Origin of the sequence: uncultured Psychrobacter sp. (genome assembly GCF_947500265.1) — a bacterium.
GTDB lineage: Bacteria > Pseudomonadota > Gammaproteobacteria > Pseudomonadales > Moraxellaceae > Psychrobacter.
Genome location: NZ_CANMRN010000004.1, coordinates 213,206 through 229,352 on the forward strand (window position 1 = coordinate 213,206; position 16,147 = coordinate 229,352).

The 16,147-nt window shown below is 42.8% G+C and carries 14 protein-coding genes and 1 tRNA gene; 10 read left to right on the forward strand and 5 right to left on the reverse strand.

Translation table 11 applies throughout. The annotated features are described in order from the left end of the window. Positions 1 to 182 precede the first annotated feature (182 nt). The 9 genes from Q0788_RS07970 to Q0788_RS08010 all read left to right on the forward strand — a co-directional run bounded on the left by Q0788_RS07970 (position 183) and on the right by Q0788_RS08010 (position 10,287). The gene (locus tag Q0788_RS07970; RefSeq protein WP_298809391.1) at positions 183 to 1,817 is read left to right on the forward strand and encodes a CTP synthase; all 1,635 of its coding nucleotides are present in this window, start codon (positions 183 to 185) and stop codon (positions 1,815 to 1,817) included. A gap of 215 nt (positions 1,818 to 2,032) precedes the next feature. After that, complete coding sequence (gene kdsA, locus Q0788_RS07975) at positions 2,033 to 2,908, forward strand: 3-deoxy-8-phosphooctulonate synthase (RefSeq protein WP_201571001.1); 876 nt, start codon at positions 2,033 to 2,035, stop codon at positions 2,906 to 2,908. A gap of 27 nt (positions 2,909 to 2,935) precedes the next feature. Next, complete coding sequence (locus tag Q0788_RS07980) at positions 2,936 to 3,193, forward strand: heavy-metal-associated domain-containing protein (RefSeq protein ID WP_102092254.1); 258 nt, start codon at positions 2,936 to 2,938, stop codon at positions 3,191 to 3,193. 254 nt (positions 3,194 to 3,447) lie between these two features. Next, positions 3,448 to 3,672 carry a heavy-metal-associated domain-containing protein gene (locus Q0788_RS07985; protein WP_298809396.1) on the forward strand — a complete coding sequence of 75 codons (225 nt, stop codon included), beginning with the start codon at positions 3,448 to 3,450 and terminating at the stop codon, positions 3,670 to 3,672. Positions 3,673 to 3,908: 236 nt separating this feature from the next. Continuing rightward, a complete protein-coding gene (locus tag Q0788_RS07990; RefSeq protein ID WP_298809398.1) occupies positions 3,909 to 6,266 on the forward strand; it encodes a cation-translocating P-type ATPase in 2,358 nt (785 codons plus the stop codon). 326 nt (positions 6,267 to 6,592) lie between these two features. Next, on the forward strand, positions 6,593 to 7,909 hold the full coding sequence (eno, locus tag Q0788_RS07995; RefSeq protein WP_057761174.1) for a phosphopyruvate hydratase: 1,317 nt from the start codon (positions 6,593 to 6,595) through the stop codon (positions 7,907 to 7,909). A 151-nt stretch (positions 7,910 to 8,060) separates the two neighbouring features. Then, the gene (locus Q0788_RS08000) at positions 8,061 to 8,369 is read left to right on the forward strand and encodes a septum formation initiator family protein (RefSeq protein WP_057761172.1); all 309 of its coding nucleotides are present in this window, start codon (positions 8,061 to 8,063) and stop codon (positions 8,367 to 8,369) included. A 149-nt stretch (positions 8,370 to 8,518) separates the two neighbouring features. Then, on the forward strand, positions 8,519 to 9,247 hold the full coding sequence (gene ispD, locus Q0788_RS08005; RefSeq protein WP_298809401.1) for a 2-C-methyl-D-erythritol 4-phosphate cytidylyltransferase: 729 nt from the start codon (positions 8,519 to 8,521) through the stop codon (positions 9,245 to 9,247). A gap of 431 nt (positions 9,248 to 9,678) precedes the next feature. Beyond that, entirely contained in the window at positions 9,679 to 10,287 is a 609-nt protein-coding gene (locus Q0788_RS08010) for a BLUF domain-containing protein (RefSeq protein WP_290177495.1), read from the forward strand. Positions 10,288 to 10,529: 242 nt separating this feature from the next. Here Q0788_RS08010 and Q0788_RS08015 read toward each other — a convergent pair. The 4 genes from Q0788_RS08015 to pyrC form a co-directional block, all read right to left on the reverse strand. Beyond that, positions 10,530 to 10,605: transfer RNA gene (locus tag Q0788_RS08015), tRNA-Glu, on the reverse strand. Between the two features lie 52 nt (positions 10,606 to 10,657). After that, positions 10,658 to 10,855 (reverse strand): hypothetical protein, encoded by a 198-nt coding sequence (locus Q0788_RS08020; protein WP_134292217.1) that lies wholly within the window; start codon positions 10,853 to 10,855, stop codon positions 10,658 to 10,660. A gap of 284 nt (positions 10,856 to 11,139) precedes the next feature. After that, the gene (gene rnt, locus Q0788_RS08025) at positions 11,140 to 11,796 is read right to left on the reverse strand and encodes a ribonuclease T (protein ID WP_298809599.1); all 657 of its coding nucleotides are present in this window, start codon (positions 11,794 to 11,796) and stop codon (positions 11,140 to 11,142) included. Between the two features lie 290 nt (positions 11,797 to 12,086). Then, the gene (pyrC, locus tag Q0788_RS08030) at positions 12,087 to 13,157 is read right to left on the reverse strand and encodes a dihydroorotase (RefSeq protein ID WP_298809403.1); all 1,071 of its coding nucleotides are present in this window, start codon (positions 13,155 to 13,157) and stop codon (positions 12,087 to 12,089) included. Between the two features lie 335 nt (positions 13,158 to 13,492). On the opposite strand from pyrC, the gene Q0788_RS08035 reads away from it, so the two are divergent. Beyond that, positions 13,493 to 14,731 carry an argininosuccinate synthase gene (locus tag Q0788_RS08035; protein WP_057761167.1) on the forward strand — a complete coding sequence of 413 codons (1,239 nt, stop codon included), beginning with the start codon at positions 13,493 to 13,495 and terminating at the stop codon, positions 14,729 to 14,731. Between the two features lie 145 nt (positions 14,732 to 14,876). On the opposite strand, the gene Q0788_RS08040 is transcribed toward Q0788_RS08035, so the two are convergent. Then, a complete protein-coding gene (locus Q0788_RS08040) occupies positions 14,877 to 16,145 on the reverse strand; it encodes a hypothetical protein (protein WP_298809405.1) in 1,269 nt (422 codons plus the stop codon). Positions 16,146 to 16,147: the final 2 nt, after the last annotated feature.

The window sequence follows — 16,147 nt, forward strand, 5'->3', positions numbered from 1 at the left end:
ATAAGTTATTCGTAAAAACTCATCCTTCGGGATGAGTTTTTTGTTGTGCAACGTTTTAACAATAGAAAAATGTTTGCTACCAGCACGAAAACATAAGAGTTTCAGACAGTTTGCATTTTTGCCCTATATTTTATGGCGTATTTTTAGTAAAATCCTTCTTTACCAATTACCGACAGAGTACTATGACCAAGTTTATATTCGTGACCGGTGGGGTAGTGTCCTCACTAGGAAAAGGTATCACCGCAGCTTCTCTTGCAGCGGTCTTAGAAGCACGTGGCGTGACTGTCACGATGACCAAAATGGATCCGTATATTAACGTTGATCCAGGTACAATGAGCCCGTTTCAGCATGGTGAAGTATTCGTCACTGAAGATGGCGCAGAGACCGATCTAGATTTGGGTTATTACGAGCGCTTCTTGCGTCACTCAAAAATGAGTAAGAGTAATAACTTTACCAGTGGCCGTATTTATCAGAATGTGTTGAATAAAGAACGCCGTGGTGAATATCTGGGCGGTACTGTACAGGTTATTCCACATATTACTGATGAAATTAAAAACAAAATCCTTGCCAGTGGCGAAGGGTATGATATCGCTATTATCGAAATTGGCGGTACCGTTGGTGATATCGAATCACTTCCGTTTATGGAAGCCGTACGTCAGATGCAAGTAGAGCTTGGCCGTAATAGAGCCATGCTAATGCATCTTACTTTGGTACCGTATATTGCTAGTGCGGGTGAGACCAAAACCAAGCCGACACAGCATTCAGTAAAAGAGCTACGCTCTATTGGCCTACAGCCTGATATCCTAATCTGCCGCTCTGATCATCATATCTCACAAGACAACCGTCGTAAGATTGCGCTATTTACCAACGTTGAAGAGCGTGCGGTAATCATGTGTGAAGATGCACAAAGTATCTATCAAATCCCGCGCACATTACACGAGCAGGATCTTGATGATCTAATCTGTGAGCGTTTCGGTCTTGATGTGCCTGAAGCTGATTTGAGCGATTGGGACAAAGTGGTTGAAGCTCAGTTGAATCCAGAAGGAACAGTGACTGTTGCGATGGTTGGCAAATACGTCGAGCTTCCAGATGCTTATAAGTCTATTAACGAAGCATTGCTACATGCAGGTATCACTCATAAAGTAGACGTTAAGATTGACTACATCGATGCTGAACGTCTAGAAGATGGCGATACTTTACTTGCGCAGCTAAACGATGCCGATGCTATCTTAGTACCAGGCGGTTTCGGTGAGCGCGGTACGATGGGCAAGATCAAAGCCATCACTTATGCTCGTGAAAACAACGTTCCGTATTTAGGCATTTGTCTTGGTATGCAGTTGGCTGTGATTGAGTATGCACGTAACGTACTTAACATTAACGCCAACTCTTCTGAGTTTGATCGTAAGACAGCTGAGCCTATCATTGGTCTGATCACTGAATGGTTAGATGAGCGCGGCGAGCTACAGATTCGTAGTGATGACTCAGACCTTGGTGGCACGATGCGTCTAGGCGCACAGCAAGCAGAGCTGGTTTCTGGTAGTAAGCTAAGCCAAATTTACGGTGCGAGCAATATCACTGAGCGTCATCGCCATCGCTATGAAATGAATAACCGTTATATCGAGCCGTTAGAGCAAGCAGGTATGACCATCTCTGGTTATTCTGCCAAGCAGCATCTGGTAGAGTCGGTAGAGATCTCTGAGCATCCATGGTTTGTCGCTGTGCAGTTCCATCCAGAGTTCACTAGCTCACCACGTGGTGGTCATCCATTGTTTAATAGCTTTGTAAAAGCGGCTAAGAACCACAACGAAGCAAAATAGCTCTCAAAATGTAATGTATATTGAAAGCGTTTATTATAAAAAAGACTGATCTTCGGATTGGTCTTTTTTTTGCTTAATTTAGACTGTTTGTTGTTATTAGCCAGTAACTATCTTGACTAATGACGTCTAATTACGCTTGCATACTTTTTTTAATCAGCCTATCGGTTACAATATGGGATAGAGATATTAATAACAAAATAAGAGGTAGTGGCTTCATGGAAAATTTATTGACCGCACAATCACATATCACGCTCAACACTCCTAATAACGATACGATTAAAATTGGTAACGACCAGCCTTTCGTATTGTTTGGTGGTATGAATGTTTTAGAGTCTAAAGAATTGGCATTTGAGATTGCTGAGCAGTATGTTGATATTTGCCAGCGCTTGGGTATCGGCTATGTTTTTAAAGCGAGCTTTGATAAAGCCAACCGCTCAAGTCTGCATTCGTATCGTGGGCCTGGTTTAGAGCAGGGTATCGATTGGCTAGGTCAGATCAAAGAAAAATTCCAAGTACCGATTATCACCGATGTGCATGAGCCACATCAAGCAGCACCAGTCGCTGAAGTGGCTGATATTATTCAGCTACCTGCATTTTTGTCGCGTCAGACGGATCTAGTGCATGCGATGGCAAAAACAGATGCCATTATTAATATCAAAAAGGCGCAGTTTTTGGCCCCTCATGAGATGCGTCATATCGTTAATAAGTGCCTAGAAGGTGGTAATGATAAATTGATACTTTGTGAGCGTGGTAGTGCCTTTGGTTATAATAATTTGGTCGTGGATATGCTTGGTTTTGATACCATGAAGCAGATGGATATACCGGTATTCTTTGACGTGACGCATAGTTTACAACAGCCAGGTGCACGTAGTGATAGTGCTGGTGGACGTCGTGAGCAGATTACAACGCTTGCCCGTGCAGGTATGGCTACAGGGTTGGCAGGGTTGTTTTTAGAAGCGCATCCAAACCCAGAAACTGCAAAATGTGATGGTCCATGTGCGCTGCGTATGAGTCAACTAGAGCCGTTCTTACGTCAGCTTAAGCAAATTGATGATTTGGTCAAAGGTTTTGAGGTATTGGATACTCATTGATACGGTACGTGATAAGAGGGCTATATAATGGCAATTCAGATGGCGCAAGTAAGCATCGAAAATATCGATGATGCAGAGGGCTTAGATAGCGTAATGACCGCTCTTAAAAATATCTCAGGCGTGACGGCTATCAATTTGGATCCCAAGCATAATGTCGCAACGGTGAGCTATGATGATACAGATACTAGTATCCATGCCTTGACGGCGGCGATTAGTATGGTGGACTATGTGACTCAGCCATTTCCGATTGATTCACCGCAGAACCCGCACCATAACGATTTATAATTACAAATAGCTATTGCTATAAACTTGTCGATGCGCTTTTTTACGTTTTTATTGACAAGTTACTGTCTCGTTAATAGCATCTCGTTAATAAAGCAACAACCAAACGGTCTTGTTGTCGAGGGTAATAGAGCTTATGCTTATTTAATGTAGCTTTGGTAATTGCTCTTACTTTGATAACTTAAAAAATATCAAAGTAAGCATTAACAGAATCACTATTAGAGTTGCTCATTACTAATAAAAATAAGGAGTCCAATATGGCAGATCAAACACGTATTATTAAAATTGACGGTATGACTTGTGGCGGATGCGTAGCAAGCGTACATACAGCAACAGCCGATATTGATGGATTAGAAACTATTACCGTTGACCTTGCTGATAACCTAGCGACGATAACCTTTGATAATAGCAAAACCAGTGCAGAGGCTATTGCTTCAGCTATTGACGATGCTGGATTTGAGGCGACAGTTGCTAACTCATAAATCTCATCTTCTATGTAAAAAACCAGCTAACATGTTATTACAAGCATGATAGCTGGTTTTTTAATGATTAACGATTACGAGTATTCAGTCTCAATACTTTGATACATTGCTACTTTGTCTAAAACACTAATACTGAATACGATATTACCCAATTCCTTTATTTGAATTTTTTGCCTACCCACTGATATTTTATCGTGGTTCCTACAAATTTATAGGCACCATGACGAGTTTTATTTATGAACGATACCACCCGTACTACTAAAGATGAGTCTTATGATGTCGAAACTGATGTTGAGTCCAACACGCCACTGACACCGCAACGCGCGCATTTGCAATTAGCGATTGATGGCATGACTTGTCAGGCCTGCGCCTCAAGAATCGAGAAGGTGCTTAACAAAAAGCCTTCGGTGTACGAGGTAAGTGTGAGTTTTGCTGGCGAGACCGCCAATGTTGATTATGATCCAACCCAGACGACGCCCGAGCAGGTGACAGAGTGGGTGAATAAAACGGGCTTTGTGGCTAATGTGCAGGCAGCCGATAGCTTATTTGCTCAGACTGACGAAGATACCGCCACTCAATACCCATGGCGTTTGATCGGATTATGGGTTTGTTTGGTGCCATTTTTGGTAGGTATGGCAGGTATGTTGACAGGTTTCGGTATGGCGTGGATGCCGCCAGTCTGGGTGCAATTTATTTTAGCGACCATAGTACAGTTTGGTTTGGCGCTACCGTTTTATAAGAGCGCATGGGCATCTATAAAAGGTGGCCTTGCCAATATGGATGTACTGGTGGTCATCGGTACAGTGACGATATGGGCATATTCGACTTACCTTTGGCTCACGCACGGCGATGGTACTTTAAACAGTCTATTGCAAAATGGACATTTGGGTGGACATGGCATTAGTAACAGCCCAGCCGTATATTTTGAAGCAGGGGTGATGGTCATTGCCTTTGTGCGTACAGGTAAATATCTTGAGGAACGTACCAAGAAGCACAGCCTAAACAGTATTGATTTATTATTGTCATTGACACCTGATGAAGTAGAGCAGCGACAGCCAAATGGTGAATTTCATAGGATTGCGTTGTCTGATGTACAAGTAGGTGACGTCTTACGTGCAAAGCAAGGCAGCCGCGTCGCTACAGATGGTACCGTCATAGAAGGCAGCGGTTGGTGCGTGGAGAGTCATTTAACTGGCGAGTCGGTAGCTCTCAAAAAAGAACAAGGTGATGGATTGCTGGCAGGCGCTTTGGTAGAGAATGGCAGTCTGCTATACCGTGTCAGTGCGAAGGGCAGCGACACGAAACTCGGCGATATGGTACAAGCGTTGAGTGATGCACAAGGCTCAAAAGCCAATCTAGCGCGTCTCGCGGATCGAGTAACGGCTATTTTTGTCCCCGTGGTAGTAACGATTGCGTTGGTTACTTTTGGAGTCACATGGTGGCTAACAGGTATGGTTGATACTGCACTAATGCATGCCGTATCGGTATTGGTTATTGCTTGTCCTTGTGCGCTTGGTTTGGCCACGCCAGCGGCGATCATGGCGGGTATGGGCGTTGCCGCGCGTCATGGTGTGTGGTTCAAGGATGCACAAAGTCTTGAGGCAGCAGGTAATATCGACACGGTAGTACTCGATAAAACAGGTACATTGACTATTGGTAAACCTACTATCGTCGATCATGTCATGGTGGATAAGTCGCTTGCTGTGGACGATGTATTGCAGATTGCGGCCAGTGTCGAGGCGCACGCCAGTCATCCACTAGCAACTGCTCTCGTCAATACGGCTAAAGAACGTCAACTGTTTCTATTTAATGTGACCGATATCAGTGTGATAAAAGGTGCTGGTATACAAGCAAATATCGAAGGGCTTGGATTAGTAAAAGTGGGTACGGCAGAGTTTGCGAACTTGACGTTGCCAAGATTTATGCCAAAAGTATGGCAAATTGCCAGTACCGTTGCGATTAGTATCAATGATGAGCCACTAGGTGCGTTTGCACTAGCCGATGACTTGAAAGCGGATACGCCGCAAGCAATCGCTGCACTACAAGATGCGGGTATTAATGTGATTCTGATGAGTGGTGATAAGCAGTCCGTCGTCGATCATGTAGCAGGGCAGTTGGGTATTGATAAGGCTTATGGCAAAATGAGCCCGCGTGACAAGGCCAGTCAAATTGCACTATTGCAAACTGCTGGTCATAAGGTAGCGATGGCAGGAGACGGTGTCAACGATGCGCCAGCGATGGCTACTGCCGATGCCAGTTTTGCGATGTTTGAGGGGACTGATGTCGCTCAGCATAGTGCCTCTGCACGTCTAATGGGTGAGTCGCTCATGCATATCGATGCGGCACAAAAAATCGCTCAAGCAACGCTACGCAATATTAAGCAAAATCTGTTTTTTGCCTTTATTTATAACTGTCTTGGTATTCCGCTTGCAGCATTTGGATTTTTGAATCCGATGATTGCCGCCGCTGCTATGGCGCTTAGCTCCATCTCAGTACTCATGAATGCACTACGATTGACACAGTTTAAGACGAAGGTTGAGCTAGATAATACGGTATCAACCCCTCATACGGATAAAGAACGTATAGCGAAATAGTAGCTATCATATTTGCTTAGGTATTTTATAAATATGAAACAGACAGCCATCGCATATCTGTATCTCTAAGATTGTTTTTATGACTGCAAGTCGGTGTAAGATAAGGGAAGTTTGGTAAAATATATGCTATGATGCCAAGCACTATAGCCGACTATTAATCTGCTCCATACACCTCTAATCGTTAGGCAACGATAGCCACAAGATAGAAAGGTATGAAGGGTTTTTAGGACTATGCGCTATATGATATTTTGCTTTATCTTTTTTGTATGCTAGCTGCCGTTATTTATCTCACAAACTTGGCATGACCAAAGGAATTAACAGACATTATGTACGCTGAAGAAACCAACAACGTCACCGCAATTAAAGACATTCGCGCTCGTGAAATTTTAGACTCGCGCGGCAACCCAACTATCGAAGCTGATGTTATTTTAGCTGACGGTACTGTCGGCCGTGCTGCTGCTCCAAGTGGCGCATCAACAGGCTCACGTGAAGCGCTTGAGCTACGTGATGGCGACAAGACCCGCTTTATGGGTAAAGGCGTCAAAAAAGCCGTTTCTAATGTCAACAGTCAAATCCGCAGCGCCTTGATTGACAAAGATGTGACTGAGCAACAGGCCATTGATGATGCCATGATTGCGCTAGATGGTACAGAAAACAAAGAAAGCTTGGGTGCCAATGCCATGCTAGCTGTGTCACTTGCGACGGCCAAAGCGGCAGCCAAGTCACAGAATCTGCCATTACATCAATACATTGCCAATCTACGTAATCAAACGTCGTTGACCATGCCTGTGCCGATGATGAACATCTTGAACGGTGGCGAGCACGCGGACAACACCGTTGATATTCAAGAGTTTATGATTGAGCCTGTAGGCTTCACTAGCTTCTCAGAAGCGCTGCGTGCTGGTACAGAGATTTTTCATAGCTTAAAGTCTGTGTTGAAATCACAAGGTCTCAACACTGCCGTTGGTGATGAAGGTGGTTTTGCACCGAACCTACGTAGTAACGAAGAAGCCATCACGGTTATTATGCAAGCGATCGAACAAGTTGGCTACAAAGCTGGTGAAGATATTCATCTTGCGCTAGATTGTGCAGCTAGTGAATTTTACAAAAACGGTCAATATGTCTTGGCAGGCGAAGGTAATAAAGCCTTTGATAGCCAAGGGTTCTCAGATTATCTAGTTGGGCTGGCACGTCAGTATCCGATTATCTCTATCGAAGATGGTCTTGACGAGTCGGATTGGGACGGCTGGAAATATCTGACCGAGCAGATTGGTGATAAAGTCCAATTGGTTGGTGATGACTTGTTTGTAACCAATCCTGCAATCCTGCAAGAAGGTATTGATAAGCACATTGCTAATGCCATTTTGATTAAATTTAACCAAATTGGCACTTTGTCAGAAACGCTAGATGCGATTTATATGGCTAAGAAAAATGGCTATGCAACCATCATTTCACATCGTTCAGGTGAAACGGAAGACAGCACCATTGCAGACTTGGCAGTTGGTACAGCGGCAGGCCAGATCAAAACTGGCTCACTATGCCGTTCAGACCGCGTAGCGAAGTACAACCAATTGCTACGTATCGAGCAGCAAGTACGTGCAAGCTATCGTGGCCGTGAAGAATTTATCGGTCTACGTGGCTAAGAGTCTGACTGGCTCTTTGGTGCATAATATGCGTTAGAAAGCCTAGACTCATCAGCTGAAGTCAATATTTAGGCGATATATAATCATTTGTATATCGCCTAATCAGCTTAAATTTTACTATCTTTTTTATACCGTTTGGCGTTATCACCTTATGAAATATTTTAGCCAATTTATACTACTTGCTTTAGCCGTTGCCGTGCTTTTAGGACTGCAATATCAGTATTGGTTGGGTGAAAATGGCCGTTTTGAACACAATAAGTTGACGGCTCAAATCGAAGAGCAACAACGTTTGAATGACAATCAAGTTGCAGCAAACAACTTACTACGCACCGATGTCCAAGATTTAAAAACGGGACTTGAGGCCGTAGAAGAGCATGCTCGCTTAGATTTAGGTTTAATCAAACCCAATGAGACTTTTGTCCAAGTATCCACCGCACCAACCACGCACAGCAACTATTAGCTTTATAAATACACTAATTTTTACGACATGAATTAATTTTCATGATGCAGCATCATAGTGTTGTTATCTGACACCATTCATCATACTTAACAGCTGCTTTATTCCTCTCTACATATACTGTCATGGGCTCAAACCATGAGTACACTACTATGAATACAACCCCTAATATACATGCCATGATCGTCGCAGCTGGTCGCGGCAGCCGTTTTGGTGCATCTATCGCCAAGCAATATACAATGCTAGAAGGCCAGACACTGTTGCAGCATAGCGTGGCACGACTTGCTTGTAGTGATTACATTGATAAGTGTCTATTGGTCATATCAGCCGATGACAGCACGGCGCAACAATTAGAGTTTACACTTCCTGTGCGCTATGCAGTCGGCGGAGTAGAGCGTTGGCAGTCAGTACAGTCGGGCGTTAAAGCGATTAGTCAGACAGGTGCTGATGATTCGGATTTGGTGCTTATCCATGATGCGGCTCGTCCCGCTGTGCCAAATGTAGATATCGATCAAGTGATTGAAGCAGCGATGCTGGAGCCTTACGGCGCTATCTTAGCGACACCAGTGGCTGATACGTTAAAAGCTTCCTATCAGCAAGCTACAAATACAGAAGAGAGTCGTGCACACTCTTATACCAAATCTACTATTGATCGTAGCAACATGTGGCAAGCACAAACCCCGCAAGTATTTCGCTTAGGTCAATTAAAAAAAGTCCTAAATCATGTGTTTGAGCATCAGCTAAGTATCACAGATGAAGCCAGTGCTTTTGAACAACTAGGTTTTCCAATACGCTTAGTCTCTGGTAGTCGCCAGAATATAAAACTAACCTATCCTGATGATGCGATACTGTTAACAGCGATTATGGCGCTTCAGTCTTAGTTTCAACTCTGCTTCCGCTAACGAGCATCAGTTTTACTCCTTTTATACTTAATGATGGCCATGATAAGAATTATGGCTTTAGTAGCCACTATATCCTCGTTAAAATTTTCTGTACTATTTCAGAAAAATAATGAATCCAAAAATTAACTATTACTAAAGCCTATACCAAGAATATATATACTCTACTTTGGAATATAATATGGTTATTACATATGTTTTTTGTGTCTGAGCGGGCCTATGTCCAGTAATAGGTTGCTTTAATGACCAAACTAACCTATGATGTAACTAACTTAATACAATTAATATAAAAACTTATAAAATCAATAATATATCAGACCAATTCATTACGCTTAGTTATGTTGTCTCTATATTTTTTCTGAAGTTAGTATGATTGTTTTAGCGACATTTACCTGATAATAGGGAGAAGCTGATTGTCAACAATCAACGATTCAACAAATCCAGTAACGCCAGATCTCTGCCAGCTTGTATATATAAGCCGGATTACCTCTACTGGTCTTTCAAGTCCTAGCACGCTTAATGATATCTCAGAGACCGCGGTTGAACGCAATCAAATAGATAATGTCACGGGTATTCTTTGCTATGGTAATGGCTACTTTTTACAGTGTGTCGAAGGCTCAGAGCAGGCACTAACCAATCTAAAAAATCGTTTGTTGGTAGATGATCGACATAAAGAATTAAAGATTTTAGATTTTTCTGAAATTACTAAACGCCGTTTTGCCAGTTGGTCATTACGTTCAATTACCCTTGAGCGTTGGATGACTAAAGAGCCTGAGCTTAAAAAGTTAATGCCATTCAAGCCGTATGAGTGGGATTCTAATGAGTGGCAGAAGTTCTTGGACGTGTTGCAAGGCTACTATGAAGAGCAAACGAGAACAGGTAACGTTGATACGCCACCTGTCAAATACAGTACGTTAGGGGTGACTTTAAGTAAGGTTGTAGGGCAGCATCAGGCGTTCTTTTTAATCCAGACGATATTGGGATTGATGATAGTGGCTACGTTGCTATGGTTACTACTGTAATCGATAGATATGAATAAAGTTGCCCATTGAGCCTAGCTATATTTTATAATTGATAAGACAACCAAATAGAAAAAGCCAGCATTCAATTGATGCTGGCTTTTTTATTTGAAAGAATAAGTTGGCTCTTAATGAGAGACATAAAAAAACCCAGTTCATAATAAATTATGAACTGGGTTTTTGGTGGTACGCTTGTTAGTCTAATCTAATGCTAAGCAATAGTGCTAACAAGTGACGCCAAATAGTGGCGTCCCCAGGGGGATTCGAACCCCCGTTACCGCCGTGAAAGGGCGGTGTCCTAGGCCTCTAGACGATGGGGACTAGTAACAACACTTCAACTGCTTTCACCATTTATGCTGAAGTGGTGCGTATTTTAATAGCGTCGGCGCTTCCTGTCAAGCCTTTTTCTACGTCTTTTTAAAATTAAATATCTTTTTTTAATTGCGCGACGAGGATGTAGGTCATTTCGCTTTAAATGATAGCGAATCCATAAAGAAGTACAGGCGCTAATCGTCAATGCAAGCAGCATATAACCGAGAATGGTGCCCCATAACTTGAGCTGTGGATCCATAATAAAGTCCCTCCTATTAATCTTGATAATGCTTACTATCAAGACAGTGTGAGCAACTTAAACCATCTATAGGATATAACTACATCGCTTAAGAGTGATATTTTATCATCAGACCGTTATTCGTATCGAATAGAACAACTACGTCTGTCATCACTAAAATAGTTCCGTCTATATATTATGATATCAATCATATCCCTATTGATTGCCAAATCAAGATGTCAAAGTCATCAAGTATTACAAATAGCACTATTATGTATGATTGGCAATATAGGATATGTGACTTATTAACTGTCGCTATCAGCTGACTCTTCTTTCGCCTCTTCATTATGCAGTGCATTGGCCAACATAGGGTAGTTATTTAGTATATGGCAAAATAGCTCAGCAGTCTTTTGAGTGTCATACAGAGCTGAGTGAGCATTCTTACCATCAAACTCTAACCCTGCTGCTTTACAAGCGCGTGCTAGGACAGTTTGACCAAACGCCAATGCTGATAAAGTGACGGTATCGAATACTGAAAAGTTATGAAATGGATTGTGGTTTTTGCTATTGGTTCGTAGCACAGCTGCATTCAAAAAAGCCAAGTCAAAATGGGCATTGTGTCCAATTAAGACACATTGACGGCATTCTTCGTCACGGCGTACGTCTTTTAACCCTTTAAAGATGCGGCGCAATGCTGTCTTTTCATCTTCCGCAATGGCTTTGCGCATTGGGTTTTTAGGGTCAATACCCGTAAATGCAAGCGCACTTGGCTCTAAATTTGCGCCTTCAAAAGGCTCGATATGAGCATTAAAAGCTTCACCTGGATAAAATACACCTTGCTCATTCAGTAAGACGGGAATACAGGCAATTTCTAACAGGGCATCGGTCTGGGCGTTGAAGCCTGCTGTTTCCACATCGACAACGACAGGCAAGAACTTGCGAAAGCGGTCTTTTAAGGCCATAGGTGCTTGCTCATCCGTCGCTGAAGCTGCATCTTCAGCAGAAGTGCTTAGAGTAGCATCAAGACTGGCAGATTTAGGGTTTGATAAGTCTTCGTCAGGCAAGGTCGCTATGTTTTGATTGGTCATATAAAGTTAAATCACTTTTATCAGTCGTACTAATATATTGAATAAGAAATAAGCATCCTATGATATTAACTGCACCTTTAGTACAAAGAAATCTACTACAAAGGTATCATTAATATCATAGGATAAAATAATAGGTCATTTTTGAATGCTAAGCTTTGTGAGCATTAAGCCTTAATCGACCAAGGTAGCGTCTCACCTGCCATCAAGGGCGTCAATGATGCACCATCAAAATAAGGATAGTCAGTCGGTACTTGCATAGGCGTGTTAACAAGCGTGATAGTACTTTCATTCAGAGGTAAACCGTAGAACTGGGCACCAAAACGACTCGCAAAACCTTCTAACTTATCTATTTTTCCAACACTATCAAAGGCGGTTGCATACAAAGGTAGCGCCGTGGCTGCACTATAGCAACCGGCACAGCCACAAGCGGCTTCTTTTTTATCTGTCGCATGTGGCGCAGAGTCAGTACCCAAGAAGAACTTTGGATTACCACTAGTAGCTACATCTAATAGCACTTTTTGGTGGCTCTCACGCTTCAAAATGGGTAAGCAATAAAAATGTGGTTTGATACCACCAACCAATAGATGGTTGCGGTTAAACATTAAATGCTGCGGTGTAATAGTCGCAGCAACATGATTACCTTGTGACAATACAAAATCTGCCGCATCGCTGGTAGTGATGTGCTCTACTACTATTTTCAATGTAGGGAATTTTACGATAATTTGTGCCAATACTTCATCTAAGAAACGCTTTTCGCGATCAAAGATATCTATATGGTCTTGTGTCACTTCGCCATGTATCAGTAGTGGTAAATTGTACTTCTCTAATGCTTCAAAGACATCGACACAGGCATTGATATTGGTGACACCATCTGCAGAATTGGTAGTTGCTCCAGCAGGATAGAGTTTGACAGCTTGTACGATACCTGACTGCGCTGCCAACTCAATATCTTGGGCAGTGGTGTTATCCGTTAAGTATAGAGTCATACGCGGATCAAAAGCTGACTTGCGCTCAAGACTTAAGTTACTAGCTGCTAATTGCTCCATGATACGTGCGCGGTAGGCAATCGCATCCTGCGCATTTTTGACTGGAGGCACAAGGTTAGGCATACAGATGACACGGTTAAAGCTGCTTGCTGCATGAGGTACGGTCGTGCCCAAGGCGAGATCGTCACGCAAGTGAATATGCCAGTCATCTGGCTGAAGGATGGTCAATTCTCTAATCGAATCAGTCATAGTGTCAAAGCGCTCTATATCGTCAAATAAAGGAAACAAAAGGGAGTGATACTGTGGGTCTATCATAACAGATTTGCCCACTTGACTAAATATAAGGCTAGATATCTGTACATAATTCATCGGACTAAGATTAATATCTTGTTGTTAAATGATGTTTAAATGCTGGTGGCAAAAATGAAGTTGACCAGAATTTAAGTCAAAAGCGCATGCCTTATGGCAGTTAGACTTTTGCCCATAGTAAATATGATGTACACTGAGCAGGTAATTATCGTTCGACTTGCTTTCGATTTGATCGTCGCCTTTTCTAAAACTATATTTCATAATGGGAGTTCTTCATGGCTCAACTTGATCCAAAAAATATCAATAAAATCGTCTTGGCTTATTCAGGTGGTCTTGATACCTCAATCATCGCTAAATGGCTACAAGAAACTTATGATGCGGAAGTAATTACCTTCACCGCTGATATCGGTCAAGGCGAAGAAGTTGAACCAGCACGAGCCAAAGCTCAAGCAATGGGTATCAAGCATATCCATATTGAAGACTTGCGCGAAGAGTTCGCTCGTGATTATGTATTCCCTATGTTCCGTGCTAACGCCATTTACGAAGGTGAGTACTTATTAGGTACGTCCATTGCTCGTCCATTGATTGCCAAGCGTTTGGTTGAGATTGCTAAAGAACATAACGCCGATGCTATCAGCCATGGTGCGACTGGTAAAGGCAATGACCAAGTTCGTTTTGAGCTAGGTGCTGTCGCTTTGTCACCAGACGTAGTGACTATTGCTCCTTGGCGCGAGTGGGATTTATCAAGCCGTGAAAGCCTGATGAAATATGCTGAAGAGCATGATATCGCAATCGATTATGCGGGCAATAAGAAAAAATCTCCTTACTCAATGGATGCTAACTTATTACACATCTCTTATGAAGGCGGTGTCCTAGAAGAACCATATACTGAAGCAGAAGATGACATGTGGCGCTGGTCTGTTAGCCCAGAAGAAGCACCTGATGAAGCGCAATATCTAGAACTAGAATACGAAAAAGGCGACATCGTTGCTATCGATGGCGAAGCGCTTAAGCCTTATGAAGTCATGATTAAGCTGAACGAAATCGGTGGCAAACACGGTATCGGCCGTTTAGATATCGTTGAAAACCGTTACGTAGGCATGAAGTCACGTGGTTGCTATGAGACGCCAGCGGGTACTATTATGTTAAAAGCGCATCGAGGTATTGAGTCGTTAACGCTTGATCGTGAAGCTGCCCATCTAAAAGATGAGCTAATGCCACGCTATGCAAAAATCATCTACAATGGCTATTGGTTCAGCCCTGAACGTATGATGCTACAAGCATTGATTGACAAGTCACAAGAATACGTCAACGGTACTGTACGTGTAAAACTGTATAAAGGTAGCGTGAGCGTCGTCGGCCGTAAATCTGACGATTCATTATTTGATGAAAAAATCGCCACTTTCGAAGATGATGCGGGTGCTTATGACCAAAAAGACGCAGAAGGCTTTATCCGTCTAAATGGCCTACGTTTAGCTATCGAAGCTAGCCGTGGTCGTGATTTATCTAAGTAAGTTTTTGGGCTACTGATAGTCAATTCGTAACTTAGATCGCACAACAAAAAAGAGACTCTATATTGATAGGGTCTCTTTTTTTATGGCTAATAAATGATTGCTAAAACGGTTGCTTTGAGGGTAGCTATTTCAAAAGTAAAGAGCTTTACTCAGCTGTTTCTGTCTCTACAACGTCAGATTCATCTTCGTCTACCATTACAATGGCCACATCTTGCTGTTGGCGCTCATCAATGGCATCTTGTTCTAATACTTCTTCAGTTGCCAGAATCGCACCGTCAGACTTTTGCGATTGGTATTTTAAAGTAGCGAGTGCACCAAGGACACCAACGACAAGTATGATGATAAGAATGACCGGATTTTTCCATAGCGGTGTGGAAGCCTCATACTCGATGGGCTTTTCACTGGTGGTGGTAGGTGTGTTGTCGTTATTGCCGCCGATTAGTCCCAAACTTACTAAAGGCGGTTTAGGCGGATTGGCTGGTTCAGAGTTAACGCGCAGTCGATTTCGACTGAGATAGATATCTGAGATTTTGGCCAACTGCAATAACCAACGTTGATGTGGTAAGGCAACGGCATGCATTTCGGTAAATACCAACATATCGTTGTGACGACCCTGCTGTAGATTGTCAGGTGAACGCCCAATGGCTTTTAAGTAATTGCCTGTTGCCATTTGCATGTCTTGCACAGGTTCATGGTTTTCAGGTTTGAATCCGCTCAGCTCATACCAGTAAGGATCAAAAGAAGGTGGAGTGCTTGATAACTGAGCAGCATTTAATAACGTACGCTCCGCATTATTCTCTGAGTTGTTCTCTATCGCTTCAACAGCTTCAGTAGTTGTTTCGAGCAGGTCACTATTGCTTTCTGTTTCAGCAGATGAGGTATGCGTTTGCTCTGGGCTAAATCGTGCCGCCGATAAAAACTGTGGTTGTAGCGCAAACCATTTATTGATCTCATCACTGTCTAGTTGACTGTATTCTGTCAGGATAGCCAATTCACGTAGCACAATTACGCACAATGAAGTGAGTAGAGTTTGAGCTTGCTGCGTCGTTGCATCAATCTTCTCAGCGATATGTTCGCTTGCCTTTATGACACGGGCATTATCACTAAATACAGCATCTGCTGCATCGTGACGATGGTAGAGTGTGGCGCTGATGGTGGCAAAGTTCATTGAGTTATACTGTCGTAACTCTTTGACAGCACTACGACTAAACAGCTTTTTGCTGACTGCTTGTCCCTGATGACGCTGCTGATAGGCGAGAAGCGCACTTACGATGGCTTGTAGACTGGCATCCATCCCTAAGCGAGCTTGCGGTAGAGAGAGCTGTGCCGCATCGGCCAAAAGTGACAGCATAGGCTGGGTATCATGATATAAAAAATCATACATCGACACACGTGTCGGTGAAATAGTCGTCATAA

Bases quoted from the DNA above. Each gene is read 5' to 3' on its own strand.
- Q0788_RS08035 (WP_057761167.1), top strand. From the start codon at position 13,493: ATGGCTCAACTTGATCCAAAAAATATCAATAAAATCGTCTTGGCTTAT.
- pyrC (WP_298809403.1), bottom strand. From the start codon at position 13,157: ATGACTGATTCGATTAGAGAATTGACCATCCTTCAGCCAGATGACTGG.
- Q0788_RS07990 (WP_298809398.1), top strand. From the start codon at position 3,909: ATGAACGATACCACCCGTACTACTAAAGATGAGTCTTATGATGTCGAA.
- Q0788_RS08040 (WP_298809405.1), bottom strand. From the start codon at position 16,145: ATGACGACTATTTCACCGACACGTGTGTCGATGTATGATTTTTTATAT.
- eno (WP_057761174.1), top strand. From the start codon at position 6,593: ATGTACGCTGAAGAAACCAACAACGTCACCGCAATTAAAGACATTCGC.
- Q0788_RS07980 (WP_102092254.1), top strand. From the start codon at position 2,936: ATGGCAATTCAGATGGCGCAAGTAAGCATCGAAAATATCGATGATGCA.
- kdsA (WP_201571001.1), top strand. From the start codon at position 2,033: ATGGAAAATTTATTGACCGCACAATCACATATCACGCTCAACACTCCT.
- Q0788_RS07970 (WP_298809391.1), top strand. From the start codon at position 183: ATGACCAAGTTTATATTCGTGACCGGTGGGGTAGTGTCCTCACTAGGA.
- Q0788_RS07985 (WP_298809396.1), top strand. From the start codon at position 3,448: ATGGCAGATCAAACACGTATTATTAAAATTGACGGTATGACTTGTGGC.
- ispD (WP_298809401.1), top strand. From the start codon at position 8,519: ATGAATACAACCCCTAATATACATGCCATGATCGTCGCAGCTGGTCGC.
- Q0788_RS08000 (WP_057761172.1), top strand. From the start codon at position 8,061: ATGAAATATTTTAGCCAATTTATACTACTTGCTTTAGCCGTTGCCGTG.
- Q0788_RS08020 (WP_134292217.1), bottom strand. From the start codon at position 10,855: ATGGATCCACAGCTCAAGTTATGGGGCACCATTCTCGGTTATATGCTG.
- rnt (WP_298809599.1), bottom strand. From the start codon at position 11,796: ATGGCCTTAAAAGACCGCTTTCGCAAGTTCTTGCCTGTCGTTGTCGAT.